This window comes from Maribacter sp. 1_MG-2023, from assembly GCF_030547005.1.
Classification (GTDB): Bacteria; Bacteroidota; Bacteroidia; order Flavobacteriales; family Flavobacteriaceae; genus Maribacter.
Genome location: NZ_JAUOPN010000002.1, coordinates 261,922 through 288,511, shown reverse-complemented (window position 1 = coordinate 288,511; position 26,590 = coordinate 261,922). Strand labels below are relative to the sequence as shown.

Annotated in this window: 21 protein-coding genes; 8 read left to right on the top strand and 13 right to left on the bottom strand. The window is 35.6% G+C overall.

Features of this window, described 5'->3' with window-relative positions:
- Positions 1–22: 22 nt before the first annotated feature.
- Genes Q4500_RS04115 through Q4500_RS04105 form a run of 3 tightly spaced genes read right to left on the bottom strand, consistent with a single transcriptional unit; the run spans position 23 to position 2,546 of the window.
- The gene (locus Q4500_RS04115) at positions 23–1,366 is read right to left on the bottom strand and encodes a serine hydrolase (RefSeq protein WP_303598464.1); all 1,344 of its coding nucleotides are present in this window, start codon (positions 1,364–1,366) and stop codon (positions 23–25) included.
- 22 nt (positions 1,367–1,388) lie between these two features.
- Positions 1,389–2,378 (bottom strand): porphobilinogen synthase, encoded by a 990-nt coding sequence (gene hemB, locus Q4500_RS04110; RefSeq protein WP_303598463.1) that lies wholly within the window; start codon positions 2,376–2,378, stop codon positions 1,389–1,391.
- An 18-nt stretch (positions 2,379–2,396) separates the two neighbouring features.
- On the bottom strand, positions 2,397–2,546 hold the full coding sequence (locus tag Q4500_RS04105; protein WP_299318851.1) for a hypothetical protein: 150 nt from the start codon (positions 2,544–2,546) through the stop codon (positions 2,397–2,399).
- Between the two features lie 516 nt (positions 2,547–3,062).
- On the opposite strand from Q4500_RS04105, the gene Q4500_RS04100 reads away from it, so the two are divergent.
- Positions 3,063–3,938: an ABC transporter ATP-binding protein gene (locus tag Q4500_RS04100; RefSeq protein WP_303598462.1), complete on the top strand. Its 876-nt coding sequence runs from the start codon at positions 3,063–3,065 to the stop codon at positions 3,936–3,938.
- 1 nt (position 3,939) lies between these two features.
- Positions 3,940–7,542 (top strand): M1 family aminopeptidase, encoded by a 3,603-nt coding sequence (locus Q4500_RS04095; protein ID WP_303598461.1) that lies wholly within the window; start codon positions 3,940–3,942, stop codon positions 7,540–7,542.
- Between the two features lie 286 nt (positions 7,543–7,828).
- On the opposite strand, the gene Q4500_RS04090 is transcribed toward Q4500_RS04095, so the two are convergent.
- From Q4500_RS04090 to hemA, 7 genes are all read right to left on the bottom strand, one after another.
- A complete protein-coding gene (locus tag Q4500_RS04090; RefSeq protein WP_303598460.1) occupies positions 7,829–8,617 on the bottom strand; it encodes a PhzF family phenazine biosynthesis protein in 789 nt (262 codons plus the stop codon).
- Between the two features lie 106 nt (positions 8,618–8,723).
- Complete coding sequence (locus Q4500_RS04085; protein WP_303598459.1) at positions 8,724–9,668, bottom strand: DUF4421 family protein; 945 nt, start codon at positions 9,666–9,668, stop codon at positions 8,724–8,726.
- The gene (gene hemF, locus Q4500_RS04080) at positions 9,659–10,561 is read right to left on the bottom strand and encodes an oxygen-dependent coproporphyrinogen oxidase (protein ID WP_303598458.1); all 903 of its coding nucleotides are present in this window, start codon (positions 10,559–10,561) and stop codon (positions 9,659–9,661) included. Before hemF ends, Q4500_RS04085 begins: the two co-directional genes overlap by 10 nt.
- The gene (locus tag Q4500_RS04075) at positions 10,551–11,093 is read right to left on the bottom strand and encodes a GNAT family N-acetyltransferase (protein WP_303598457.1); all 543 of its coding nucleotides are present in this window, start codon (positions 11,091–11,093) and stop codon (positions 10,551–10,553) included. The genes hemF and Q4500_RS04075 overlap by 11 nt, the downstream gene beginning before the upstream one ends.
- A 49-nt stretch (positions 11,094–11,142) precedes the next feature.
- Positions 11,143–12,174: a uroporphyrinogen decarboxylase gene (hemE, locus tag Q4500_RS04070; RefSeq protein ID WP_303598552.1), complete on the bottom strand. Its 1,032-nt coding sequence runs from the start codon at positions 12,172–12,174 to the stop codon at positions 11,143–11,145.
- 152 nt (positions 12,175–12,326) lie between these two features.
- Complete coding sequence (hemC, locus tag Q4500_RS04065) at positions 12,327–13,907, bottom strand: hydroxymethylbilane synthase (protein WP_303598456.1); 1,581 nt, start codon at positions 13,905–13,907, stop codon at positions 12,327–12,329.
- The gene (gene hemA, locus Q4500_RS04060) at positions 13,904–15,160 is read right to left on the bottom strand and encodes a glutamyl-tRNA reductase (protein WP_303598455.1); all 1,257 of its coding nucleotides are present in this window, start codon (positions 15,158–15,160) and stop codon (positions 13,904–13,906) included. The genes hemC and hemA overlap by 4 nt, the downstream gene beginning before the upstream one ends.
- A 192-nt stretch (positions 15,161–15,352) precedes the next feature.
- Between hemA and Q4500_RS04055 the strand changes: the two genes are divergently transcribed.
- On the top strand, positions 15,353–16,243 hold the full coding sequence (locus Q4500_RS04055; protein ID WP_303598454.1) for a helix-turn-helix transcriptional regulator: 891 nt from the start codon (positions 15,353–15,355) through the stop codon (positions 16,241–16,243).
- 4 nt (positions 16,244–16,247) lie between these two features.
- Here Q4500_RS04055 and Q4500_RS04050 read toward each other — a convergent pair whose 3' ends face one another.
- Positions 16,248–17,090 carry an N-acetylmuramoyl-L-alanine amidase-like domain-containing protein gene (locus tag Q4500_RS04050; protein ID WP_303598453.1) on the bottom strand — a complete coding sequence of 281 codons (843 nt, stop codon included), beginning with the start codon at positions 17,088–17,090 and terminating at the stop codon, positions 16,248–16,250.
- Positions 17,091–17,099: 9 nt separating this feature from the next.
- Positions 17,100–18,170, bottom strand: coding sequence for a mechanosensitive ion channel family protein (locus tag Q4500_RS04045; RefSeq protein WP_303598452.1), 1,071 nt, complete (start codon positions 18,168–18,170; stop codon positions 17,100–17,102).
- Positions 18,171–18,347: 177 nt separating this feature from the next.
- Between Q4500_RS04045 and hemH the strand changes: the two genes are divergently transcribed.
- The 4 genes from hemH to Q4500_RS04025 all read left to right on the top strand — a co-directional run bounded on the left by hemH (position 18,348) and on the right by Q4500_RS04025 (position 21,823).
- Complete coding sequence (gene hemH, locus Q4500_RS04040; protein WP_303598451.1) at positions 18,348–19,391, top strand: ferrochelatase; 1,044 nt, start codon at positions 18,348–18,350, stop codon at positions 19,389–19,391.
- A 30-nt stretch (positions 19,392–19,421) separates the two neighbouring features.
- On the top strand, positions 19,422–20,195 hold the full coding sequence (locus Q4500_RS04035) for a DUF3050 domain-containing protein (RefSeq protein ID WP_303598450.1): 774 nt from the start codon (positions 19,422–19,424) through the stop codon (positions 20,193–20,195).
- Positions 20,196–20,236: 41 nt separating this feature from the next.
- Complete coding sequence (locus tag Q4500_RS04030; RefSeq protein ID WP_303598449.1) at positions 20,237–21,613, top strand: MATE family efflux transporter; 1,377 nt, start codon at positions 20,237–20,239, stop codon at positions 21,611–21,613.
- Between the two features lie 69 nt (positions 21,614–21,682).
- Positions 21,683–21,823, top strand: coding sequence for a hypothetical protein (locus tag Q4500_RS04025; RefSeq protein WP_166638524.1), 141 nt, complete (start codon positions 21,683–21,685; stop codon positions 21,821–21,823).
- Here the strand turns inward: Q4500_RS04025 and Q4500_RS04020 are convergent.
- Positions 21,820–23,124: a dienelactone hydrolase gene (locus Q4500_RS04020; protein WP_303598448.1), complete on the bottom strand. Its 1,305-nt coding sequence runs from the start codon at positions 23,122–23,124 to the stop codon at positions 21,820–21,822. The two genes, Q4500_RS04025 and Q4500_RS04020, sit on opposite strands and share 4 nt — an antisense overlap.
- A gap of 307 nt (positions 23,125–23,431) precedes the next feature.
- On the opposite strand from Q4500_RS04020, the gene Q4500_RS04015 reads away from it, so the two are divergent.
- Positions 23,432–26,542 (top strand): glycosyl hydrolase, encoded by a 3,111-nt coding sequence (locus Q4500_RS04015; protein ID WP_303598551.1) that lies wholly within the window; start codon positions 23,432–23,434, stop codon positions 26,540–26,542.
- Positions 26,543–26,590 lie beyond the last annotated feature (48 nt).

Genomic DNA, 26,590 nt, shown 5'->3' with positions numbered 1-26,590 from the left:
ATCGAAGATATTAATAAAAATGCTAAGGTTGGTGCTGTTTTGCGTTATCAAATGCCTGATAAAATATTTGTTGGATGGATGGTCGGATATTTAGATTGTAAATATTGCGATTTTCTCTCGTAGGATACACTCTATTTGACAGAAATATATAAACTAATTTGTTTTCAGGATCTGCCCACACAAAAGTACCCGTAAAGCCGCTATGACCAAAACTAGATGCGCCAACTTCTGGTGCAGGGTAGGCATTGGCAATTTTAAAGGTATTATTATCCAAATAAGGCTTATCAAAACCTAAACCTCTTCTGTTTTCGTTCTCTGGATATTGAACTTTTATAAATTCTTTAATCGTCTTTTCAGAAATATATTGCTTACCGGCATAAAGTCCGTTTTGAACAAACATCTGCATAATAATCGCTAAATCATCTGCAGTACCAAACAGACCTGCGTTACCAGAAATGCCACCCAATAAAGAGGCATTTTCATCATGTACCCAACCTTGGGTTAGCGTATGTCTGTACATAGTATCTACTTCTGTAGGGACTATTTTGTTCGTAAAATTTTTGGTGCTCGGCAGAAAACCGAAGGTTTTCATACCAAGTGGTTTGTAAAATTCTTGTTCCATATAATCTGCATATGGAACGCCAGTAATTTGAGTAATGAGCTCAGGAAAAATCAGAAATGTGAGTCCGGAATATTTGTATTTTTTCTCAGCCGATACTTCAGAACGATTTATGATTTTGTACATTTTTCGGTAGAATCTATTTTTTACATAGATGCCATCAAAAGCTTGGTTGCTAAATCTGTTATTCGATTTTCTACGGATATACCTTTTTTTAAACCGACCGTTATTTTTTAAAGTTTCATTTAAGAATACGACATAAGGTTGAAGTCCCGCCTGATGTGCTAATATCTCGCGAAGCGTAATAGTTGCTTTATCTTTCTGACTTTTCCAAGGTTTCCAATAGGTGCTAAAGGGAACATCTAAATCTAGCTTGCCTTCATCAACCAATTTCATAATTGCTGGTAGCGGACCTAAAATTTTGGTAACCGAAGCTAAATCGTAAATGTCATTTAAAGCAATCGGTTGAATGCTGTCATACGTGTGAAATCCGTATGCCTCATGAAAAATAATATTACCTTCTTTCGCGATTAACACCTGAGCACCTGGGAATGCGTTATTTTTTATACCATTTGTTACAATACTATCTACCTTGCTATATACAAAAGCAGAATCTAACTCGTAAGCAGCCAATGAAGATGTTTGCAAACTAGATCCCACCGGAAGCAAAAGAGTTTTGTTAGTTGTCTCTTGCGAAACAGCCAAACCACTAATTAAACCAAATAGTATAAAAAATATTTTATTCATGAATAGTACTTCAGGTAATTGACTATCCTAAGAATTTTACGGCATCTTTAGCGAAATAGCTGGCGATGATATTTGCACCTGCGCGTTTGATTGCAGTCAGCTGTTCCATCATTACGGCATCATGATCTAACCATCCTTTTTCAGCGGCAGCTTTTACCATGGCATACTCCCCGGAAACTTGATAAACGGCAACTGGCACATCTACTTCGTTCTTAATTTCACGTACTATATCCAAATAGCACAATCCTGGTTTTACCATAACGATATCCGCACCTTCGTCAATATCCATTTGAGTCTCACGAATAGCTTCAAATCTATTCGCATAATCCATTTGGTAGCTCTTTTTGTCTTTAGGTACATTTTTAATATCTACCGGAGCAGAATCTAATGCATCTCTAAACGGACCGTAAAAAGCACTGGCATATTTGGCGCTATAGGCCATAATACCGGTATTTAAATAGCCTTCATCTTCTAAAGCTTCACGAATGCTAAGAATACGACCATCCATCATGTCGCTAGGGGCAACAAAATCGGCACCTGCATTGGCATGAGAAACACTCATTTCGGTCAAGAGCTCTACACTTTCGTCATTAAGAATTTGTCCGTCAGCAACAATACCATCATGACCATAAGAAGAATAGGGGTCAAGGGCAACATCTGTCATGACCAACATTTCTGGACATGCATTTTTTACCGTTTTAATGGCTAGTTGCATTAATCCGTTTTCATTCAACGCTTCAGAACCTTTATTATCCTTTAAGTTATCGGGCACTTTTACAAAAAGAAGCACCGAGCGTAAACCCATTTTCCAAAGTTCTTTAACCTCCTTGGTTAAATTGTCTAGACTAAGGCGGTAATAATTTGGCATAGAAGGTATTTCTTCTTTAACGCCTTTGCCCTCAACAACGAACAGCGGTACTAAAAAATCGCTTGGAGATAAAATGGTTTCTCTAACCAAACTTCTAATGGCTTCATTGCTACGTAATCTTCTTGGGCGTATAAGTGGGTACATAATGCTATATATTATTTCTTATTCTGATTCCTGACTTTTTCTAATGATTTCTTTCAAGCGTTCTTTTCTTAGCGCGGCTTCTTTTTTCAATTTGTTCTTCTTTCGATCCATTAGCTTGGTATGCTTTGCTTTGTTCACCGTATTTTTAGCCTTGCCTTTTTTTGCCATACCTGAATATTTATATTCAAACGCTTTATCGCTTTTTCTCTGTAAAGTCTAGACTTTACGTAATTAAAACATATGTATCTTGAAGTTATACAAAAATAGGGGAATTTGAATAATAGCTACAGCCAATAGTACTTATTTTTATGGGGGTAGCCGCTAAATGTTTCTTGATACAAAAGTTCAAGGAAATTTTATTACACAAATATACCTAACGTTACTAGCAACAAGAGTTTTAGAAGGTTTTCTAGATTGTATAAAAGAAGAGCACTTATAGGTTATAGCGCCACTTGGTTTATTTTTTTATAAAGTTAAGAGGATGCTATTAAAATGCCCTTTTTCCAATTTAGATGACTTTATTTTTTAATTGATTTGAATTCGAGTGAGAATAAGAATAATTACCGCTATTTTGTAGGTGAAATTATAGGATATAAATTAATTTCTTACCTCCTGATGTAACTTTTTCAAAATTTTAGACACGTATTAGACATCTGAATACTAACCTTGAAAACCGATTTAATTATGCTTTCGATTACAAATTTGAATAAAACGTATCCGAACGGAACGCAAGCCCTAAACAATGTTAATCTGGAAATTGGTACGGGAATGTTTGGTTTACTTGGCCCAAATGGCGCAGGTAAGTCTTCTTTAATGAGAACAATTGCCACCCTACAACAAGCGGATAGTGGTGATATTAAATTCAACGATATTGACGTGTTTGCTCAACCAGATGAGCTTAGAAAAATATTGGGTTATTTACCTCAAGATTTTGGAGTCTACCCAAAGGTATCTGCAGAAATGATGTTAAATCATATTGCAAAAATAAAAGGTATTCAAAGTAAAACGGACCGTAAGGCATATGTTGCCGATTTATTGAATAAAGTAAATCTGTACAAATTCCGTAAGCGTAATCTAGGGGATTACTCTGGTGGTATGAGACAACGGTTTGGTATAGCACAGGCATTAATTGGTAATCCTAAACTGATTATTGTAGATGAGCCAACAGCTGGTCTTGATCCTTTAGAACGTAATCGTTTTCATAATTTATTAAGTGAACTAGGGGAAGATGCTGTTGTTATCTTGTCTACGCATATTGTTGATGATGTTATTAATTTGTGTACCAATATGGCAGTGTTTAATGAAGGTAAGGTTGTTGTTCAAGGGCATCCTTTAGAATTATCCAATACCTTAAATAATAAAGTGTACCGTAAAAATATTTCTAAAGAGGAAACTGAATTGTACCAATCGGAATACAATGTTTTATCTACTTATTTACGTAGTGGTAATCTGTATATAAATGTGTTCGCAGAAGATGTACCTGGTGAAGGATTTGAGCTAGTTGCCAATAATTTAGAGGACTTTTATTTCTATAGTATTAACCAACCACAAACTGTTTAATATGAAAGAAATATTCTTATTTGAGCTAAAATATAGGCTTAGAAGACCGGTCACTTATATTTACATATTTATCATGTTTTTAATACCCTTACTTCTTGGGGTATTTTCAGAATCTGCTACTGCGGAATTCACCAATAGCCCTAGTGCCATTGTAGGAGTTCTTGGTGGTTTAAGTACTATAGCGTTATTCTTTTATGCTGCTATTATGGGTGTGCCCGTGTATAGAGATGAGGAGCATAAAACTGCCCAGACCTATTTTACTTTTCCTGTTTCCGAAAAGAATTACATAATGGGTCGTTTTTGGGGTAGTTTTACAATTGTTACCATAATGAACATTGCAGCGATGTTTGGCGCTATGTTCGGTTTTGTACTTGGTGCCTTGTTAGATAGGCCAGACTATGGTACGTATACCGATTTTAATTTTTGGTCGTACTTCTTTCCATTTTTATACTTATTGGTTTTTAATTCTTTTTTTATTGGTAGTCTTTTCTTTTGTTTAATGACATTTTTTAAGAGAATGCCAATTTTATATTTAGGAGGTATTGTAATATTAATAGCTTCCATATTATCCGGACAGTTGTTGTCTAATTTAGATACCGAATGGCTTAGTATCTATGTTGATCCTTTTGGGGAATCTGCTTATGGGTATTTGACCAAATACTGGTCTGTAGACGAGTTAAATACCAACCAATTGGCTTTAACGGGTAAGTTTATGTTAAATCGTCTATTATGGCTGACTTTGGGAATATTAATATTTGTCTTTACACTTTTTAAATTTTCATATAAAGGATTTTTATCCTCCAAGAAAAAGAAGAATGTAAAAGAAGATAATGATCTAATGGCATCTTCAGAAACGATTAATGTTGTTCAAGAATTTAGTAAAAAGGCTCAGCGTCAAAATTTGTGGTCTTTAAGTAAAATAGAATTTTTATCTATCGTTAAAGAACCTGTATTTCTTGTCTTAATTATTATAGGGGTTATAGTAGCTGGGTTTATAACCTATCAAAATAATCAATATAATGGTACGCCGTCATTACCGCTTACTAGGTTTATGGTTGCATATGTTTCGGCTGGAATAGCTTTATTTTCTACAATAATTCTAATTATTTATTCTGGTGAAGCAGTTCATCGTACAAGAAGTAATAAGACTTTTGAATTTTATGATGCGCTACCGGTAAGTAATACTACACTATATCTTTCAAAGATTATTTCACTTATTGGTGTTGCCGTATTGCTAACCTTAATCAACATATTGGTTGGTATTATGTATCAAACAGGTAATGGCTATTTTGATTATGAATTGGGTATGTACCTTACCTATAATTTCACGTCTCTTTTTCCTTTATATGTTGCTACATTGTTATTGGCATTTTTTGTTCATGTGCTAGTAAACAATAAATTTTTAGGTCATTTTATTGTCATTATAATTTATGTGGGAATACCAATTTTGGTGAGTTTAGTGTTGAAAACAGATAACCCACTTTTAGCTTTTGGAGAGACTACACCCGGTTTTATAAGTGATTTAAATGGATTTGGGCATTACCTAACCGGTCAATTTTGGTTGAACTTATATTGGGTTCTTTTAACAGGTACATTGGCTACTATTGGTAGTGTATTCTGGAGTAGAGGGTTTTATTCTTCAGCAAAAGAGCGTTTAAAATTGGCTAAAAGTAGATTTAAGGGTAAAACGGTTGCATATACCTTATTTTTCTTATTTGCTTTTATTTCTGTAGGTGCTTACAGCTTTTACAATATAAAAGTTCTGAACCATATGGAAGATAGCGATTCTAGTGAGAAACTTTCTGCAGATGCTGAAAAGGCATATGGTAAGTATATAGATAAGCCCCATATTCAAGTAATCGATTTAAAAGCTGATATAGATATCTATACAGATACACGTGGTGTAGATGCAAAGGGTGTGTTTACAGTTGTTAATCCTTCAGAAGAACCAATTGATACGGTTTTAATGGAAATTATGTTTCCTACTTATGATACTAAGATTACAAAGGTGGTTTATAATGACCAAGAGTTAAAACCGTTTTTAAGCGATTCATTGTATCGTTTGTTCATTTACAAGCTACCAGAATCTTTACAGCCAAAAGACACTGCTAATTTGGTTATTGAAACTAAGGCAAGAACACATGGGTTTGCTATGGATAGGGAAACTGCAGTTTTGAATAATGGTTCGTTCTTTAATGATGCTATTTTTCCAAGTTTTCATTATGATATTGCTTTGACGGAGAACGGTGCTCGTGAAAAATACGGTTTAGAAAAATTAGACTTTCTTTATCCGCCAAGAACAGATAGCATTGCTTTGAAAAAGAACTTATTTAATGAGGATAGCAATTATATGGATTTTGAAGCTACAATTAGTACTTCAAAAGGGCAAACTGCTGTTGCGCCAGGTGTATTGGTTGAAACATGGGATAAGGATGATAGAAGCTATTTTAATTACAAATTGGAAGATAAATCTGATTACTTCTTCAATTTTGTTTCTGCAACTTATGATATTGAAAAAGATGTTTGGATTGCACCTAGTGGAAAGAAAGTGACTATTGAAGTGTATCACTCTCCGAAACACAAGAAGAACTTAGCTTCATTTATAAAAGGGGTTAAAGTTTCGTTAGATTATAATTCTAAAAACTTTTATGAATATCCATATTCTGTAATTAGGATAATTGAGTTTCCGGCTCATACCACATTTGCACAATCTTTTGCGACAACAATACCTTACTCAGAAGATTTTGGCTTTGTAGCAGATTTTTCTAACGAAGGTGATTTTAATTATGCTTTCAGGGTAACAGCTCATGAAATTGCACACCAATGGTGGGGTCATATTGTTACTCCGAGTAAAACAAGAGGAGCAAATATCATTTCCGAAACTTTAGCGGAGTATGTTTCGTTAATGGCTTTAAAGCATGAATATGGTGAAAATGGTATAAAAGGATTTTTAAAGCCCTCTTTAGATACCTACCTATCTAGAAGATCATTCAGTTTTAAACCAGAACGTTCGTTAATGGATGTTGAAACTGGTCAGCACATTTGGTACCAAAAAGGATCAATGATTATGTATGATTTGCAAGATGTCATTGGTGAAGATGTTATAAATGCGGGACTTAAAAAATTCTTGAATGAATACAAGTATTTTGAAAAAGGAGTTTATGCTACCTCTGAAGATTTCTATAAAGCGATTTATAATGTTACTCCAGATTCTTTAAAATATAAGGTTGATGATGGTTTTAAAGAGATAGTTCTTTATGAAAATCGGGTGATGGATGCTAAAACCAAAAAGCTAGATAATGGTAATTGGGAAACCACATTCACCGTAAATTCTAAGAAGATTTATTATGATGATACGGGTAAAGAAAAGCTAATTGACGATAAGAAGAACCTGGTAGATATCGGACTCTTTGGCGAAGATATTACCGGTGACGATGGTGTAACTATCAAGAACCCTTTTTACTTTGAATTGAAGTGGCTTTCTGCAGGTGATAATACCTTTACTATTGTTACAGATGAAAAGCCTTTAAAAGCAGGTATTGATCCGTATAACAAGTTAATTGATCGTAACTCTGATGATAATTTAGAGTCAGTAGAAGAGTAATTTTTTCATTTTAGTTAGTGAACTCATCTTGACTTTTTGTTTGGAACCGAGAATTATGGCTTTTGTGCCGTAAGGAAGTCATTTTTTACTTGCATAGCCATAGCTACGGAACTCAAAAATGACAAAATTAGGGTGCAAAATGTATAATTCGTAGGTAAAAGAAAAAGTTAAGAAGAGTTCAGTTATAAACCTGTTCGTAAATGGTAATTGTCATAAAACGGACAGGTTTTTACTTTTCTAGAACTTTGATAATAGGTTGTATTGGTCAAACAGAGTGATACAGCATCTAAATTTCTATCTCACCCACTAAATAACAAACTCCATTACCCGATATTTTTACGCGGTCTCCAAGATATTCGCATTGTATATCGCCACCACGTTCAGATAGTTGTTTTGCAGATAGTGTTTTCTTATTCAGTTTCTCTGACCAATATGGTGTAAGTGTTGTATGCGCAGAACCCGTAACAGGATCTTCAGGAATCCCGCATTGCGGTGCAAAAAAACGAGATACAAAATCTACTTCGTTACCTTTTGCCGTAACAATGACTCCTCTACAATCCAATTCATTTAATAAATGAAAATTTGGAGCAATAGCTTCTATTTCAGCCTGAGATTTATAAATAAGCATGTAGTCAGTTTTGCCTTTATAGGTTTCTAAAGCTTGTTTTCCTATTGCTTTTGTAATGTTGGTTTGTTCTGAAACAGGCTTTAAGTTATCCGTAGGGAAATCCATGGTTAATAGTCCCGATTCACTTTTTTGAACTAATAACTTTCCACTTCTTGGAGAAATAAACCGAAGCGTATTTTCTTTGTAACCATAATGATTAAAGATAACGAAAGCGGTAGCAAGGGTAGCATGTCCGCATAGGTCAACTTCAATCTCTGGGGTAAACCACCGTAGCTCATAATGATTAGTATTCTTAACCGTAAATGCCGTTTCAGCCAAATTATTCTCAGCAGCTATCTGTTGCATTAAATCGGTTTCTAACCAAGATTCAAGAATGCAAACCGCTGCCGGATTTCCGCCAAATAGTTTGGATGTAAACGCATCTATTTGAAATATTTTTTGCTTCATGAAATATAGATTTAATCGATAATCGAGATTTTAATGCTTAGAACATTGACTATAAAAATACGATTATTTTAAAACGAATGCATCTAGCAGATTGCTCTGCTGTTGTTTATTCAATCCCTAATTTACGACTTATCTCGTCGGCTTTGGCAATCCATTTATTCGGAGCATCAAAACGATAACCTACATAAAACTCAAGAAAACTTATAGAATCATCTAAAATGAAGTTCTCATCTGAAGTGTGACTCAATAATTGCGTATTGATATTTATGCCACTAAAGAAATTTTCTGAATTATAGCCTCCTGTAATTCTAAAAATCAGTTGTGCCAAACCATTAAACGAAGTATTTCCGTCTGTACTAGAATAGTTAAAACCCAATCCGCCAGTTGCACCAGCAGAAACGAGGTAGTTTTCATCGAAAATCCAGTTGTAATAATAACCCGGACCAATGGCAACCTTCAAAGATTTCTCCAATTGATTATCGATAATAGGATCTTCTAACTTAAACTTTGTGTAGTAGTACGATATGCTAGGAATAAAACTACCGACACTTTGCTTTTGCCATTCATTTTGAAACCCAATAGCACGAAACGAAAAATCAGGATTAAAAATATAGCTAGATGTTCCTCCGATTTTAAATGTTCTTAAATCATCTACGGGCAACGTAAATTCAGAAGTTCTAGTGAAAAATCCTTTTTGCTTGTAGATATCTAAGGTCTGCATGTATTGACCGAAAAATGTTCGAATGTTGAAGGTGATCAATTTAGAATTTCCGTTGTCTTTATTTTCGGCGAGAAAGTTAGGTGCGTAGCCAAAATCGACTTCTAAAAAGCGAAATAGCACCGATAGCCCTAAATAACTCTTATCATTTGGTATAAACTCTGTTTTAGCTCGTGTTATCTTGTCTCTAAGGGTAAAACTATTGGAAGTGGTCTGTAAGGACAGCCGAACGGTTACCTTATCAGGGAAAGCTTCTTTGTAATGTGAATTTTGAGCAATACTTAATTGCGTAAAGCATAGCATAATCCAAAATAGAATGATTCTTACACCCATTCTTTTGGTTTCATCAATACGTCAATTAAACGCTCTTCTTCACTGCCCTTTTCTGGTTGATGGTCATAGACCCATTGTACATGTGGGGGTAAGCTCATTAATATACTTTCAATACGTCCGTTCGTCTTTAACCCGAATAGGGTTCCTTTGTCATGAACCAAGTTGAATTCTACATATCGCCCTCTTCTAATCTCTTGCCAATCCCTCTGTTCTTTGGTGTATTCAAGGTCTTTTCTTTTTATAACGATTGGTACATAACAATCTAGAAAACTATTCCCTACTTCGGTTACGAAGTTGTACCAGTCTTGCATATCCATTTCTGGTGTTGCTTTGCAATAGTCAAAAAATAAACCGCCTAGTCCGCGAGCTTCGTTTCTATGGGTGTTCCAGAAATACTCATCGCAACGTTTTTTATAGGTGTCGTAGAATGTAGGATTATGTTTGTCGCAAGCTGTTTTGCAAACTTCATGAAAATGAACTGCATCTTCGTCAAATAAGTAATAGGGAGTCAGATCTTGACCGCCGCCAAACCATTGATCTACAATTTCGCCGTCCTTGCCATACATTTCAAAATAACGCCAATTGGCATGAACCGTAGGTACCATCGGGTTCTTCGGATGCAGTACTAAACTTAATCCGCAGGCGAAAAAATTAGCATCTTCTACTCCAAAATATGCCTTCATACTATCCGGAAGCTCGCCATGTACTCCGGATATGTTTACGCCGCCTTTTTCAAAAACTGCTCCGTTTTCAATAACTCTAGTACGGCCACCGCCACCTTCTGGGCGTACCCAAATGTCTTCTTTAAAAGTAGCTGTACCGTCTACTTCTTCTAATTTTGAAGTAATCGTATCTTGAAGTTGTTCTATGTAGGCGTAAAATTTATCTTTCATTCTGTAAAACATAAAGTTCCATATCTAACGGGTCTTCGTTAGGCGGAGTGTGTTCTTTTAATAGTGTCTTTTTCCAAAGATAACCACAATTTTCTGCTACCTTAATACTGCCAAGGTTCGCTTTATGAGCAATGATTTTGAGTCGCTGTAAATGTTGTTCGCTGAAACCCCATTCTGAAATGGTTTTAACAGCGGTAGAAGTAATACCTCTTTTTTGGTGTGTGAAGTCAATACAATAAGCAATTTCTGCTTCTTTTTCGGCTCGTTTTAGTTCTTTAAGATATACCAAACCGATAATCTTTCTGTGTTCTGATTCTTTCAAGGTAAACAGATACTCTTTACCTGAAAGAAATTCTGCTACTTTATCAAGGACAAAAATATTGGATAAGGTGGGATTAAGATTTGCAGCCACCGTTTTCGGGAAGTATCGTTTTATATGGTCTGCATTGGTAGATATAAAATCACACAAACGCCATCCATCTCTCTCTGAAATCGGATTTATTTCGAAATCTGGTAGTTGAAATGAATTCATTATGCGATTATTATATCGGCTACTTTAATTCTCTTTAAACCTATTAGGGTTAATCTTGCTTGTATTCTTTTACAGCATCAATAAATGCCTTGGCATTTTCAACAGGAACATTTGGTAGAATACCATGGCCTAAATTTACCACGTAACTGTCTTTACCAAACTCATTGATCATTTGGTGTACCATCTTCTTGATTTCAGAAGGCGGAGATAACAAACGAGATGGATCAAAGTTACCTTGTAATGTAATTTTACCACCACTTAAGTATCGTGCATTTCTTGCAGAACATGTCCAGTCAACACCCAGTGCTGCAGCACCAGATTTTGCCATATCACCTAATGCAAACCAACATCCTTTTCCAAAAACAATAACCGGAGCTTCATCTTTTAAAGCATCGATAATTTGTTGAATATATTGCCAAGAAAATTCTTGATAATCGGAAGGGGATAACATGCCACCCCAAGAATCAAATACTTGAACAGCATCTACGCCTGCAGCAACTTTTGCTTTAAGGTATGCAATGGTTGTATCTGTAATTTTCTGAAGTAATTCGTGAGCAACAACGGGTTGCGTAAAGCATAATTCTTTAGCCTTATCAAACGTTTTGCTTCCTTGGCCTTGTACACAGTAGCATAAAATCGTCCAAGGCGAACCTGCAAAACCGATTAATGGAACTTCATCGTTCAGTTTTTCTTTTGTCGCTTTAATGGCTTCCATTACATAACCTAATGTTTCATGAACATCTGGTACAATAACACTATCTAAATCTTTTTGATTACGAATAGGGTTCGGTAAATACGGACCAAAATTTGGCTTCATCTCCACATGAATGTTCATTGCCTGTGGTATTACCAATATATCACTAAACAATATAGCGGCATCCATACCGTATCTACGAATAGGTTGAACCGTTATTTCTGATGCCAATTCTGGAGTCTGACATCTTGTAAAGAAATCATATTTTTCTTTGATGGCCATGAATTCAGGTAAATATCTACCTGCCTGACGCATCATCCACACTGGTGGTCTTTCTACCGTTTCACCTTTTAAGGCTTTTAGAAATAAGTCGTTTTTTAAGCTCATATTCTTGTAATAGCTTTTAGCTGCTAGCCCTTGGCTTTTAGCTATTTTTATTTTACTAATTAGACTATTAGTCATTTTAGATTCTATTCAAATCAATTCAAATATTGACTTCAAGTCTCTTATTCTATTGCAATTATGTTAATAGCCAAAGGCTAATCTTGATAGTCACTGTTCACCAATTCAATAACACTTTCTACAGTAGGTATTTTGGCAACTTTAACTTCTTTGAAATGTTCCCTAGCTGCTTTTGCAGTGGTTTCACCAATACAATATGCTACTCTGTCTGTAGAATTCTCTTTTAAATAGCTTTCTACGTTCGACGGACTAAAAAATAGAATCCCTTTTGCGCTTGCAGGTATTGCTTTACCAGAAAGTTTAGTTCTGTAAGCTTCTATGGCGTTTACCTCAATATTGTTTTCCTCTAAAATACTTGGTAGTTCTTCTAAACTTAGATTGCCATGAAAATAGGTGACTTCAGTACCATCAATAAACTCTACTAAATGCTTCGCTAAATCTTTTGCATTATTTTCATAATGCGTCACTTTACCGAAAGTATTTTTTATTAATCTACGTGTTTTTCTACCAACACAATAGATGTTTTCAAAATCTAACTCAGCAACATCTCTACTTGCTAATACTGCTTCTACCGCATTTTTACTGGTGAAAACAACATTTTTATGTGGCTGTTTCAAGATAATAGGAGAAATACGATTCGGATTTATTTTTATAAAATCATCTGAATCGGCATTAACCGATATGTTTAATAGTAACTGTTGTGGCGGAGTAAGTTTTTTGGTAGAAAATATATTGACTTCTAAGCCAGCATTTGCCATTTCGGTCATTAATCGTTTTCCTCCTCTGGCTAAAATACTTTTAGCACAGTCGATACCTAAATTTTGATGCTTACCAAGTGGCGCCGTCAATTCTGCTTCCAGTTTTTTACTTCCATCAACATTTAATAGTACGCCTTTAAGCGTAACAATATTTTCTTTGTTGATATATGATAATGCTCCGATCGGTGCACTACAACCACCTTCTAATTCTCTAAGAAATTCTCTTTCAAGTGTAACACAGGTATCCGTTTCTTCATGGTTTAGTTGTGCGCAGGCTTCACGAATTTCTTCATCACCTTCCATGGCAACTACCATAATTGCACCTTGTGCAGGGGCTGGTAACATCCAAGTAAGTCCGATAGTGTTTTCTGGTTCCAAACCGATACGTTCTAGACCTACAGCGGCGAAAATTGCACCGTTCCAATCATTTTCGTATAGTTTTTCTAACCGTCTATTTACATTTCCTCTTAAATCGACAACCGTATGTGTTGGGTATCTGTTTAACCATTGCGCTTGTCTACGTAAGCTACCAGTGGCGATAACGGCATCACGAGAACCTAAAAATTCCTCATTATCATTAAATGCCATAATGTCCATGTAATTACCACGCTTTAAAACTGCAGCTTTTACAATACCTTCTGGCAAGGCGGTAGGTACATCTTTCATAGAATGTACGGCAATATCAATATCACCATTGATCATGGCAACATCTAATGTTTTGGTAAACACTCCCGTAATTCCTAATTCATATAGTGGTTTATCTAAAATTAGGTCTCCCGTAGATTTTACAGGGACTAATTTTACTTTATAACCTAATGCTTGAAGTTGACTTTTAACGGTTTTCGCTTGCCATAGCGCTAATTCACTATCGCGTGTTCCTAATCGTATTACTTTACTCATTGTTCGTCCAATTCTAATTGAAATACTTTTTGGATAAATTCTAAACTTGAATTGGAATCTACCGTGTCATCTTTTAGATGATTTGCAAATTGTTTGGTTATTTTTTGAATGATGCGATTGGTTACCACATCAGCTTGGTGCGAATTAAAATCGACCGTTTTTTTAGATTGGTAGTCTAACTCTTCGTCCTTAATAGTTTTCAATTTCTGCTTTAGCGCCTTAATTACTGGGGCAAACTTTCTAGTTTCTAACCATTGGTTAAAATCATTTTTCACCTCTTCGTTTATAGCTTCAGCATCTGGTATAAATTGTTTTCTACGCTCTAAAGTTTCATCTGTCATTTGAGATAAATGATCTAAATGAATTACGGTAACATTATCCATTTCTGAAATAGAATCATCTACGTTCTTTGGTACGGAAAGATCTAATATTAATAATGGTTTGTTCGTATAGATTAATTCTTTGGTAATCGTAGGTTTTTGTGCACCTGTTGCAACTACCAAAATATCTGAAGTTCTTATTTCGGATTGTAAATCTCCATAATCTTTCACCCTTAGGTTGAACTTGCCTGCAATTTGCTCAGCTTTATCTTTAGTTCTATTGATTAGGGTGATATGCGGATTTTTAGTGTGCTTTATTAAATTCTCGCACGTATTACGACCAATTTTCCCGGTTCCGAATAAAAGAATATTCTTGTCGGTAACATTTTCAACATTACGCATAATATATTGTACAGATGCGAATGCTACAGAGGTTGCGCCAGAAGAAATTTCAGTTTCATTCTTAATTCGCTTGCTCGCTTGTATTATGCTATTACAAAGTCTTTCGATAAACGGATTGGCAATACCCAATTCTTTAGAACGCTTAAAACTTTGCTTTAATTGACTGATAATTTCAAAATCACCAAGTATCTGGCTATCTAATCCTGTACCTACTCTGAAGAGGTGATTGATAGCTTCTTTGTTTTTATACACATATGCTACTTCTTGAAAAGCCTCAACGGTTCCGTTAGAGTGGTCGCATAATAATTTTATCAGTTGAAAAGGATGTTGCGCAAAGCCATGTAACTCTGTACGGTTACATGTTGATGTTGCCAATAACCCATCAATGCCCTGTTCTTTAGCTTGTATTAAAAGTGATTTTACAGCCACTTCGTCTAAACTAAATTTACCACGAGCCTCAGCATCAGCCTTTTTGTAGTTAAGACCAATGGTGTAAAATGAGTTATGTTTAGAAATGTGATAGTCCTTCATAAAGCGGATACAAAAATATGAGCATCCACTCAATAAAAACAACGCTAGCGGTACAATTAGTATCGTCTGCCGAATTTTTGAGCAAAATATGATAAATATCAGTTTATTAGCCATAATTTTATGATGGTTTGAATGAATACGGACTATTTTATTTAGATGCTTTCTAAATAGATATAAATTTGATTTAAGAAAATGGAAGTAAAAAGTAACGCTCAAGGGTCATACGATGAGGTTTTAATTGAAGACGGATTTTACGTGCTTAAATTTCACAACGAAGAAGATCACGTAGTGCATTATACCCGTGAAATCAATAAACGATTTATTCAGATTCATTTTTGTTTAAAGGGTAGTGGTAGCTATAATTTCAATCAAGGTAATTATAGTTTAGATGTCAAAGAAGAGAATTCTTTGTTGCTGTATAACACGCAGTTAGACTTGCCTTTGAATTTAAGTCTTAGCTCAAAATCATCGTTGGTTTCTGTGGTAATGACCCTGCGTAAGTTTCATTCTTTATTCACTGCAGAGGCAGATTATATTCCGTTTTTAAGTTCAGATAATAAAGAGAAAAAATACTATTCTCAAGAACCATTTTCACCTTCAATCGCGGTTATTTTGAGTCAGATCGTGAACTATAATCTACATCCTTCTATAAAATCGCTTTACGTAAAAGGTAAAATTTATGAATTAATAGCTTTATACTTTAATAGAAGCCCCAATGCCGATATTGAACAATGCCCATATTTAGCAGATGAGGAAAATGTAAAGAAGATTAAAAAAGCGAAAGAAATTATTTTAGCTAATATGGCAGAGCCACCAACATTGGCTGAACTATCAAGTGAAATAGGTTTGAGTTTAAAACGACTAAAAGAAGGGTTTAAGCAAATTTATGGTGATTCGGTCTACAGCTTTTTATTTGATCATAAAATGGAATATGCCAAGCGTCTTTTAGAAACCGGTCAGTATAATGTCAATGAAATCGGACTCAAAGTAGGGTATAGTACCTCTAGTCATTTCATAGCTGCCTTTAAGAAGAAGTATAATACCACCCCTAAAAAATACTTATTGGCGTTAGCGGGTAGTTAGAAAGTTATAATGGTCTTGCAACCATAATACCTGTGTTGCTTTTTATGCCTTTTAGATAATCTGCTAACGGTAATTTAGAAACTTCAACTTCCATTGATCCGGTCGATGCATGTAGTAAGTGAATTCTACCATCTTTTTCGCGCGTAGCAATACCGGTATGGGTAACATCTAATCCGTTTATAGAAGTAGCAAGTGCTATGATGTCCCCAGATTGAATAAGATGCTCGTTTTTGGCAATTTCATCTTGTGCCAGTACACAAATAGCCTGACTGTTTAAATAGTTTTCAGAAGCTTTAATTTTTGAGAAATTAGAATCATCGGCAAGAAAGGGATACAGATCTCGGTGCGTACTCATGAAATCAATATCTTTTGTGATTTCGGTACCACCAATTTCACCAGTAATATCTTTTAGAAGTCCTTTCTCGGCATTGTTGGCAATCCACTCAGAAAAGTAATGTAAACGCGATGCGTAACCTTCTAGTTCGCCGTCTTTGTATCTAATAACTTCTAGGTTTTTAACAAAAGCATCAAATGAAAGATCTTCTTGTCTCAACAGCTTAGAAAAGTCTAATACATTCTCAACGAATGTGGTACAATCTAACCCATGAAGGTTTACGACTAATGTTTCTGTATCTCCAATCTCTAGGGTTTTGGCAACATACGGAGTTTTCATAAACGTTTTACCGACGCTCACCATGGTTTTACCGAAATTACCATTATCCATTCCGTCGATTTCTGCTAGCTTATTTTCAACAGCAGCTTTGTTTTTTGGAGAGCAGGTGATTTGTTGAGAGAAGCTTGCTGATAGACATCCGCAGAAAAAAAGTAATAGAAATTTATGTTTCATAAAGCTAAATTATGAATTGTTATTATTATCCGTAGACTTTTCCAACAAAACCCTATTTCTTGCAATACTCTCTGGATAATTTTGTTGTAAAAAAGTAATTAATTTTTCACGTACAAGTACACGTAAGTCCCATGCAGTAGGGGAGTCCTTGGCACTCATTAAGGCTCTAATTTCTACTGAATTTTGCTTGCTTTCCGTTACTTGAAGTACGTTGACCTCTTTATCCCATAGATCCGTACTATTAAGAATTTTAGTCAGTTCTTCGCGAAGTGCATCAAAAGACACATTGTAGTCGGTATAGAGAAAAACAGTGCCTAAAATATCAGAAGAAGTCTTGGTCCAGTTTTGAAATGGTTTTTCAATGAAGTAAGGCGTGGGTACAATCAGTCTACGTTTATCCCAAATTTTTACGACAACATAGGTTAAGGTTATTTCTTCGATTCGACCCCATTCTCCTTCAACAATTACTACATCATCTATTTTAATAGGTTGCGCAATGGCAATTTGAATACCTGCCAATACGGTACCAATCATTTTTTGTGCAGAGAAACCAATGATAATACCCGCTACACCTGCAGATGCAAAAATACTGACACCCAAGTCTCGTATACTTTCAAAACTCATGAGAACGGCACCTGCTGCTAATATGATTATGGTAATCATAAGTATGCGTTCTAGAATATTGAACTGCGTGTATATTTGGCGAGCTTTCAGGTTGTTTTTGACATTGACATCATAATTATTGACAACTATACTTTTTGCAATTTTCAATAAATTGAGTAGCAGCCAGGTTACAGAAACGATAAATAGGATAGTACTCGTTTTTTTAAACCAATATTCATGATGCTCCACTTGAAATAGCGTACGTAACGATTGTGAACGAATTAATATGGAAAGGAATATGAATAGAATGGGTCGACTAATTTTTCTAAACGCTCCATTGGGCAATAGATATTTTGGATCTTTGCCATATTTTTTAATAAAGAACGAAACAACCCAGTAGGCAATAAGAATACCTAAGGTAGAAGCTAGAAACAGATATAGGGCACTTTTAGGAACAGTATCAAAAAAAGTATTCATTGTAAAAAGTGTTATAGTTTTTGACGAATTACAACTTACTAAAATTAAATAGCACTAAAAATTAATTGGTCAGTTATTAGATTGCTTTATGAGAGTATAGAAAAACTATTGCCGAAAATTAAAATATCATCGATTTGCATGTGTTATTTTTGCAATCGAATAACAAACACATACGCTATGAAAGGAGTATTATTGGTCAATTTGGGTTCTCCAGAAAGTCCTACCGCAAAAGATGTTAAGCCCTATTTAGATGAATTTTTAATGGATGAGCGTGTGATTGACGCTCCTAAATGGTTAAGAACTATTCTGGTAAGAGGAATAATTTTGCAGACTAGACCAAAGAAATCTGCTGAGGCGTATGCCAAAATATGGTGGGAAGAAGGTTCTCCGTTAGTTGTTATTTCTGAGCGATTCTCTAATAAATTGAAAACACAGACCGAAATGCCAGTGGCTTTAGGTATGCGTTATGGCACCATGTCTATTAAAAAGGCAATGCAGGAGTTAAAAGATAAAGGTGTTGACGATGTACTTCTGGTTCCGTTATATCCACATTATGCGATGTCTAGCTTTGAAACGGTGGTCGTAAAAGTGTTGGAAGAGCAAAAAGCAGGCTTTCCTGAAATGAAAATTACTACGTTACCAGCTTTTTATAAGCATCCGGAGTTTATTAAAGCGCTTTCAGAGAGTATAAAAGACGAATTAGAAGGCTTTGATTACGACCATATTTTGTTTTCATATCATGGTATTCCTGAACGTCATATTCGTAAAAGTGACCCTACTAGTTTTCATTGTAAAATTGACGGTACATGCTGTAACGTAAATTCTGTTGCCCATAATACATGTTACAGACACCAAGTTTATGATACTACCGAAATGGTAAAGGCATATTTGGGGTTAAAGGAAGAGCAAGTGAGTTCTTCGTTTCAATCACGTTTGGCTGGTGATCCATGGTTAAAGCCTTATACCGATTATGAATTTGAGCGCTTAGCTAAAGAAGGCAAGAAAAAGTTGGCTGTGATCACACCTGCATTTGTGAGTGATTGTTTAGAAACATTGGAAGAAATTGCAATGGAAGGTAAAGAGCAGTTTATGGAAGCTGGTGGTGTGGAATACAAGCATATTCCTTGTATGAACGATAATGATGCCTGGGTAAAGGTAATGGCGAAGTGGGTGAATGATTGGCAAGCAACTGATCAACTAGATGTAGTGCCTAGCACCTAATAAAATCAAAATTCTTAGAATATCACTGCTATGAAAATCGAAGAAATAGAAATTATATTACAACCGTTAAGAGAACAATTAAGAAATCATGCGCTTTACAATGAATTGAAGTCTTTGTCTGATATTCAAATATTCATGGAGAGCCATGTGTATGCCGTATGGGATTTTATGTCGCTTTTAAAAGCATTGCAGATTAACTTAACCTGCACTTCATTACCGTGGAAGCCAGTAAAAAATACAAATACCGCTCGGTTTATTAACGAGATTGTTTTGGAAGAAGAAACAGATGTCAATGAATTGGAAGTTTTAAAAAGTCATTACGAAATGTATTTGGATGCCATGGTCGAGGTTGGTGCAGATACTAGTAAAATAAAGGAGTTTTTGAACGGAATTGGTGAATTAGATAGTGTTTTACAAACTATTGAGAATTCTGATTTGAACGAAGCTGTAAAGTCCTTTCTAACATTCACTTTTGAAACGATACAAACACAAGAGCCCCATAAAATTGCTGCTGCATTTACTTTTGGTAGGGAAGATTTAATACCAGATATGTTCTTGAAAATTGTAGAACAGGCTGGGGAAGATGCATACCCTAAATTAGAATATTATTTAAGAAGGCATATTGAATTGGATGGGGATGAACACGGTCCGCTTTCCTTAAAAATGATTCAAGAATTATGCGGAGAAAGTGATTCTAAATGGCATGATGTTCTAGAATGTTCAGAGAAAGCATTGCAACAGCGTATCAAGCTATGGGACCATATTGCAAAGTCAATTCAGCAAAATAAAGAGATTATAGTTTAACATTATCATCTAAGATGGTATACTAATTCAAAACCACACTAATGGCAAACGTTTCCGCAGAACAACTGGGCACGGAATCTATATCAAGTTTGCTCATTAAACAAGCATTACCTGCAAGTATAGGTATATTGGTAATGTCGCTAAACGTTCTGGTCGATTCCATTTTTGTTGGTAATTGGATTGGCTCAATTGCCATTGCGGCAATTAACGTGGTGTTGCCTATTTCCTTTTTTATAGGTGCTTTGGGTATGGCTATCGGTATTGGTGGTGCCAGTATTATTTCGCGTGCATTAGGTGCTGATAATAAAGAAAAGGCACTGCGAACATTTGGTAACCAAATTTCGTTTACCATACTTATTACTGTTATTATGGTGGCAGTGGGGCTTACTTATGTAGATACCTTAATACCTGCTTTTGGTGGTAAAGGCTCTATTTTCGAGCTTGCTAAAATCTACTATGTTATCGTGTTATATGGCGTGCCGTTTTTAGCACTTAATATGATGGGCAATACTGTAATTAGAGCAGAAGGCAAGCCTAAGTTTGCCATGATAGCGATGATTATTCCGTCAATTGGGAATCTGGTCTTAGATTATGTGCTAATCAATGTTTTAGATTTTGGAATGGCAGGTGCCGCTTGGGCAACTACAATAAGTTACTTTTTGTGTTTTAGTTATATCTTATATTTTTTTCTGTCTAAAAATTCCGAATTAAAACTGAGTGCCCAGTATTTCAGTATCGACTTTTCGATTATAAAAGAAATTAGCTCGCTAGGGGTAGTGACACTATCTCGTCAGGCGGTAGTAAGTATCATCTATTTACTGATGAACAATATTCTTTTTGATTTAGGAGGTGAAGCAATGGTGGCTGTTTACGCTATAATAGGTAGAATGTTGATGTTTGCGCTTTTTCCCGTATTCGGTGTTACACAAGGTTTTTTGCCTATTGCAGGGTTTAATTATGGTGCTCAAAAGTATGATAGGGTAAAGGAGTCTATTTATACCGCCATAAAATTTGCTGCAATGTTAGCGTCGGTAGTTTTCGCGGGACTCATGATTTTTCCTGCAGAAATAGCGGGACTCTTTTTAAGTAACAAACCAGATATGAGTGCGCTAGAACTTACTACGAATACCTTTGTTATGGAAAACACTCCGTCAGCCATGCGATGGGTGTTTGCAGCTACGCCGATTATTGCACTTCAGCTAATTGGTGCCGCTTATTTTCAGGCGATTGGTAAGGCGGTACCAGCTTTGCTATTGACATTATGTCGACAAGGCTTTTTCTTTATTCCTTTAATTCTAATACTACCTAATTACCTTGGTGAACTGGGAGTGTGGATTTCCTTTCCCATTGCAGATGTACTTGCTACAATAGTTACTGGGTATTACTTGAGAAAAGAGATTAATAAGAATTTGGTTTAATCTTTCTAAAAACCAAACCTCAAAAAACATTTTCCGTAAGTAGCTTTAGAAACACTAAAGAATACTGTTATGAATTTTATCTTATCACAATTAATTGCCGTTGCTATATTTTTATTAGCATGGAAACTTAAAGAATTGATAAACAATCAAAACACCTATGTAAAGCTACTTAAGGAAAATGCTGTTAAAGTATCTAAGGTTAAATATTAGTTCGCTGGTTGTGCATGTAGCAACTCCATTCCGGTAGATGATCTTGGCTTAAAACCTGTCCAGTCTTTTTCATTTGAATTTTCTTGTACATCTAAAAATTGTGCGTTGTCTTGGTTTTTAAGATGCTTCCCTATAAATGCAGTTACAAAGTGCTGATTTATATTGTTTATTTTACGTTGATCCCATGATGGCTCTGCATATCTATAATACTCATCTATATGTAAACCTGGTGCCAATGCTTCTGCAGGTGGTGGGTTAGGTGCAACATTATGTCTTGCGTTTTGGTACGTCAGTATATATCTATCTGCGTTTACTGTACCTTCGTATATTGCTTTAATACCTTTTTCATATCCTGAAATATCATCTTGGCTTCCGGCGATAAAGAAAGTGGGAGTTTTTAATCCTTTTAATCCTTCAGCATCCCAAACACCACGTTCCATTCCCCATGGGGCAAAAGCTACTATGGCCTTAATTCTAGCATCAGCCAATTTCTGGTATTCGGCATTCCCTGCTGTGTTTACTGAGATTGCAGTGCTACCACCTGTCATTCCTGTAAAGAATTGACCTAGGCCTGCGCTATATCCGGCTCCGCCGACATTTAATACTCCGTAGCCTCCCATAGAATATCCTATAATAGCGGTGTTGTTAGCATCTACTAATCCTTCGATTTTATTCTTAGAACCTTTGGCTCCTAATTTTTCCATTTCATTGATAACAAAACGAATATCTTTTGGTCTATTCAAAAGTGTGCTTTGAAACGCGTTGGCATCTTTAAAAGTAGAATCTGTATGGTCGATTGCCGCAACAATGTATCCCTTAGACGCTAAATTCTCTGTTAAGTATGTCATTAGGTATCTAGAACCTACATAACCATGAGATACTACAACCAAAGGGAATTTCTTGCCTTTCAATGCTTCTGCATCTCTATAAGCTCTTCCTTTAAAAGTAAAAGGTGTTAATGGCCTAAGTGAATCTCCTCTGGTGCCCATTACTTCGTCATAAACTACCGTTTTTGCATCAGCACTTACACTTGCAGGATACCAAACCTCAATAGTAATTGGTCTGTCGTAAGTTGGATCTTTGCCTTCTTTTGAGTTTAAAATATCAACTTGATTTGGGTTCACTAGGTTTACGGTTTGTACGCCGACTTTATATTCGCCTCTAGCACTTAATTCAGGTGCATCGGGCATTTGGTCTCCGTATAAAAAATCTTGGGTTTGGGCATTTACAGTATTAATTGTCAATCCATTAAAAAGAAAGGCAATTAACGATGCCGAAAATAATAGCGTTCTAAATTTCATAATTGTTAGTTTGTTGGCTTAAATATAGGAATACTTTAAATAATTAGCACTTTCTGTTTAATATGTTGAATAAGTATTTTTCAAAAGGATGCTATTCTTGCTTGTTCTTTAATACATAGAATTCTCGAGCACTAATGAGAATTAAATATTGAAATGTATAACTGATTCTTAATTTGATAATTATGCTTGTTTAGAAATGCTAATAAAATCTTAAAATCAACATTTACACAACAAAATGTTTAATTTTAGTGGAGACTAACATCAAACTATCAAAATGAAAAAGCACCTTACCAATGCTGGCATTCTTATGCTGGTATGTTTTCTATTGCCATTATCGTTACTTTCTCAAAGAAGAAGTAAATCTCAAAGTACAACACCAACCTACCCAGAAGAATTATACTCTAGTTTAGAGTATCGTTCTATAGGTCCATATCGTGGCGGGCGTTCTGCTGCAGTAACAGGTGTACCCGGCGAGCCTAATTTATTTTACTTCGGCGCAGCTGGTGGCGGAGTATGGAAAACCTTAGATGGCGGACGAACTTGGGATAATATATCTGATGGATATTTTGGAGGTAGTATTGGTGCCGTTGAGGTTGCCAAAAGTGACCCAAATGTTATATATGTAGGTGGTGGTGAAAAAACCCTAAGAGGGAATGTATCGTCTGGTTACGGAGTTTGGAAAACCGAAGATGGTGGTAAAACATGGGCTTCTGCTGGTTTAGAAAAGAGTAGACATGTACCAAGACTTCGTGTGCATCCTACAGATTATAATACGGTATATGCTGCAGTTTTAGGCGATATTTATAAGCCTACTAAAGACCGCGGAATTTATAAAAGTACCGACGGTGGTAAAAATTGGAAACAGGTGTTGTTTGTAAATGAGCAAGCTGGTGCGGTAGATTTAACGTTTGACCCTAATAACCCTAGAATTTTATATGCTTCTACATGGCATGCACAACGTACTCCGTATAGCTTAATTAGTGGTGGTGATGGTTCTGCGCTTTGGAAGAGTATGGATAGCGGTGAAACTTGGACAGAGATTTCGAAAAATGAAGGTTTTCCTAAAGATACTTTAGGTATTATAGGTGTAGCTGTGTCACCTAAAAATTCTGAAAAGGTTTGGGCAATCGTTGAGAATAAAGAAAAGGGTGGTTTGTATCGCTCAGAAGATGGTGGTAAAACTTGGTCTATTGTAAATAGCGAGCGTAAAATTCGTCAACGTGCTTGGTATTATACTAGGGTTTATGCCGATACACAAGATGAAGATGTAGTGTATGTGCTAAATGTAAATTACCATAAGTCTACCGATGGCGGTAAGTCATTCAACACATTTAACGCACCACATGGGGATCATCACGATTTATGGATTTCTCCAGAAGATTCGCAACGTATGATTATTGGTGATGATGGCGGCGCCCAAATTTCATATGATGGTGGCGAAACTTGGAGTACCTATTATAATCAACCTACGGCTCAATTTTATCGTGTAACTACAGATAACTCTTTCCCTTACAGAATATACGTGGCACAACAAGATAATTCTACATTACGTATAGATCACAGAAGTGATGAAAATAGTATCGGTGATGGTAATTGGGAAGAAACCGCTGGTGGTGAATCTGCTTGGATTGCTGTGGACCCTAAAGACAACGATATTGTTTATGGTGGTAGTTATGACGGATTTTTAACGCGTGTTAATCACAAGAAGAAAACTGTAAGAGGTATAAACGTTTGGCCAGACAACCCAATGGGTGCTGGTGCAGAAGCAATGAAATATCGTTTTCAGTGGAATTTCCCTATTCTATTCAGTAGACATAATCCTAAGAAATTATACACCTTTTCTAACTATGTACATGTTTCAGAAAACGAAGGTCAAAGCTGGAAAGTTCTAAGTGGAGATTTAACTAGAAACGATCCAACAAAATTAGGTTCTAGTGGCGGACCAATAACTCAAGATAATACGAGTGTTGAGTACTACTGTACCATTTTTACGGCAAATGAGAGTCCGTTGAAAGAAGGGATTCTTTGGGTAGGTAGTGATGACGGTTTAATTCATGTTTCTAAAGATTCTGGTGCTACTTGGAATAATGTTACGCCTGCAAATATGCCAGAATGGAATATGATAAACAGTATCGAGCCTTCTAATTTTGACGAGGGTACTTGCTATGTTGCAGCGACTAGATATAAGTTAGGTGACTTTCAACCATACTTATACAAAACAACAGATTACGGTAAAACCTGGACAAAAATAACGAACGGTATCCCGTCAGAACATTTTACAAGAGTAGTTCGTGAAGATCCTAAAAAGAAAGGTTTATTATATGCAGGTACAGAAACAGGTATGTATGTTTCTTTTAATGACGGAGCTAGTTGGTCTCCTTTTCAAATGAATTTACCAATTGTACCTATTACCGATTTAACCATTAAAGAGGATAATTTAATTGTGGCTACTCAAGGGCGTAGCCTGTGGATTATTGATGACTTAACCGTGTTGCATCAGTTAGATGAAAGTAAAAAGAATGCGAATACTATTTTGTTCAAACCAAAAGATTCTTATCGTACAAAAGGTAGGGCATCTAAAAAGCCTTCTAAAACATCAGGTCAAAATTTAGAGAGCGGTGTAATCACTCATTTTTTAATGAAAAACTATTCAGAGAAAGATTCGGTTCAGTTAACGTATACAAGTATAGCTGGTGATACATTGGCAAATTATAGTACTTCTGCCAAGAAAAAAGACAAGAAGTTAGAAGTGAAGAAAGGCGGTAATACTTTTGTTTGGGATACTCGTGGTAAAGGAGCTGAGAAACTAGAAGGAATGATTTTCTGGTGGGCAAGTTTTGACGGTGCTAAAGCAGTACCTGGTGATTATAAAGTTCACCTAAATGTAAATGGAACTAATAGCAGTGAAACATTTACCATTTTACCAGATCCAAGAGCAGAAAGTTCAGTAGCTCAAATGCAAGAGCAGTTTAATTTTATTACTGATATCAATACAACCATTGAAAATGCGCATCAATCTATAAAGAAGATTAGAAATGTTACTAAGCAGCTGAATTCATTTACTGAGCAGTATAAAGATGATGACAGAACTAAAGATTTGGTCAAAAAGGCAAAAGCCATGAAAGACAAACTTAGCGAAGTAGAAAAAGCATTGTACCAAACTCAGAACAGAAGTGGTCAAGATCCATTGAATTTCCCTATTAAATTGACGAATAAATTGGGTCATTTAAATAGTTTGGTTTCCATTGGTGATTTTCCTCCAACAGAGCAAGATATTGCTGTTAAGAACGAATTGACAACTAAAATCAATAAAGAGCTGGAAATTTTTAATAATGTAATATCATCAGAGCTTCAAGAATTTAATAAAGGTTTTAACGAGCTTAAACTGAATTACTTGTTCATTGATGAAAGTAAGTAAGAACAGAATTTTGTCATTTCGAGTGAATTATTGAAGTATGAAAAAATT

Bases quoted from the DNA above. Each gene is read 5' to 3' on its own strand.
- Q4500_RS04115 (WP_303598464.1), bottom strand. From the start codon at position 1,366: ATGAATAAAATATTTTTTATACTATTTGGTTTAATTAGTGGTTTGGCT.
- hemB (WP_303598463.1), bottom strand. From the start codon at position 2,378: ATGTACCCACTTATACGCCCAAGAAGATTACGTAGCAATGAAGCCATT.
- Q4500_RS04105 (WP_299318851.1), bottom strand. From the start codon at position 2,546: ATGGCAAAAAAAGGCAAGGCTAAAAATACGGTGAACAAAGCAAAGCAT.
- Q4500_RS04100 (WP_303598462.1), top strand. From the start codon at position 3,063: ATGCTTTCGATTACAAATTTGAATAAAACGTATCCGAACGGAACGCAA.
- Q4500_RS04095 (WP_303598461.1), top strand. From the start codon at position 3,940: ATGAAAGAAATATTCTTATTTGAGCTAAAATATAGGCTTAGAAGACCG.
- Q4500_RS04090 (WP_303598460.1), bottom strand. From the start codon at position 8,617: ATGAAGCAAAAAATATTTCAAATAGATGCGTTTACATCCAAACTATTT.
- Q4500_RS04085 (WP_303598459.1), bottom strand. From the start codon at position 9,668: ATGGGTGTAAGAATCATTCTATTTTGGATTATGCTATGCTTTACGCAA.
- hemF (WP_303598458.1), bottom strand. From the start codon at position 10,561: ATGAAAGATAAATTTTACGCCTACATAGAACAACTTCAAGATACGATT.
- Q4500_RS04075 (WP_303598457.1), bottom strand. From the start codon at position 11,093: ATGAATTCATTTCAACTACCAGATTTCGAAATAAATCCGATTTCAGAG.
- hemE (WP_303598552.1), bottom strand. From the start codon at position 12,174: ATGAGCTTAAAAAACGACTTATTTCTAAAAGCCTTAAAAGGTGAAACG.
- hemC (WP_303598456.1), bottom strand. From the start codon at position 13,907: ATGAGTAAAGTAATACGATTAGGAACACGCGATAGTGAATTAGCGCTA.
- hemA (WP_303598455.1), bottom strand. From the start codon at position 15,160: ATGAAGGACTATCACATTTCTAAACATAACTCATTTTACACCATTGGT.
- Q4500_RS04055 (WP_303598454.1), top strand. From the start codon at position 15,353: ATGGAAGTAAAAAGTAACGCTCAAGGGTCATACGATGAGGTTTTAATT.
- Q4500_RS04050 (WP_303598453.1), bottom strand. From the start codon at position 17,090: ATGAAACATAAATTTCTATTACTTTTTTTCTGCGGATGTCTATCAGCA.
- Q4500_RS04045 (WP_303598452.1), bottom strand. From the start codon at position 18,170: ATGAATACTTTTTTTGATACTGTTCCTAAAAGTGCCCTATATCTGTTT.
- hemH (WP_303598451.1), top strand. From the start codon at position 18,348: ATGAAAGGAGTATTATTGGTCAATTTGGGTTCTCCAGAAAGTCCTACC.
- Q4500_RS04035 (WP_303598450.1), top strand. From the start codon at position 19,422: ATGAAAATCGAAGAAATAGAAATTATATTACAACCGTTAAGAGAACAA.
- Q4500_RS04030 (WP_303598449.1), top strand. From the start codon at position 20,237: ATGGCAAACGTTTCCGCAGAACAACTGGGCACGGAATCTATATCAAGT.
- Q4500_RS04025 (WP_166638524.1), top strand. From the start codon at position 21,683: ATGAATTTTATCTTATCACAATTAATTGCCGTTGCTATATTTTTATTA.
- Q4500_RS04020 (WP_303598448.1), bottom strand. From the start codon at position 23,124: ATGAAATTTAGAACGCTATTATTTTCGGCATCGTTAATTGCCTTTCTT.
- Q4500_RS04015 (WP_303598551.1), top strand. From the start codon at position 23,432: ATGCTGGTATGTTTTCTATTGCCATTATCGTTACTTTCTCAAAGAAGA.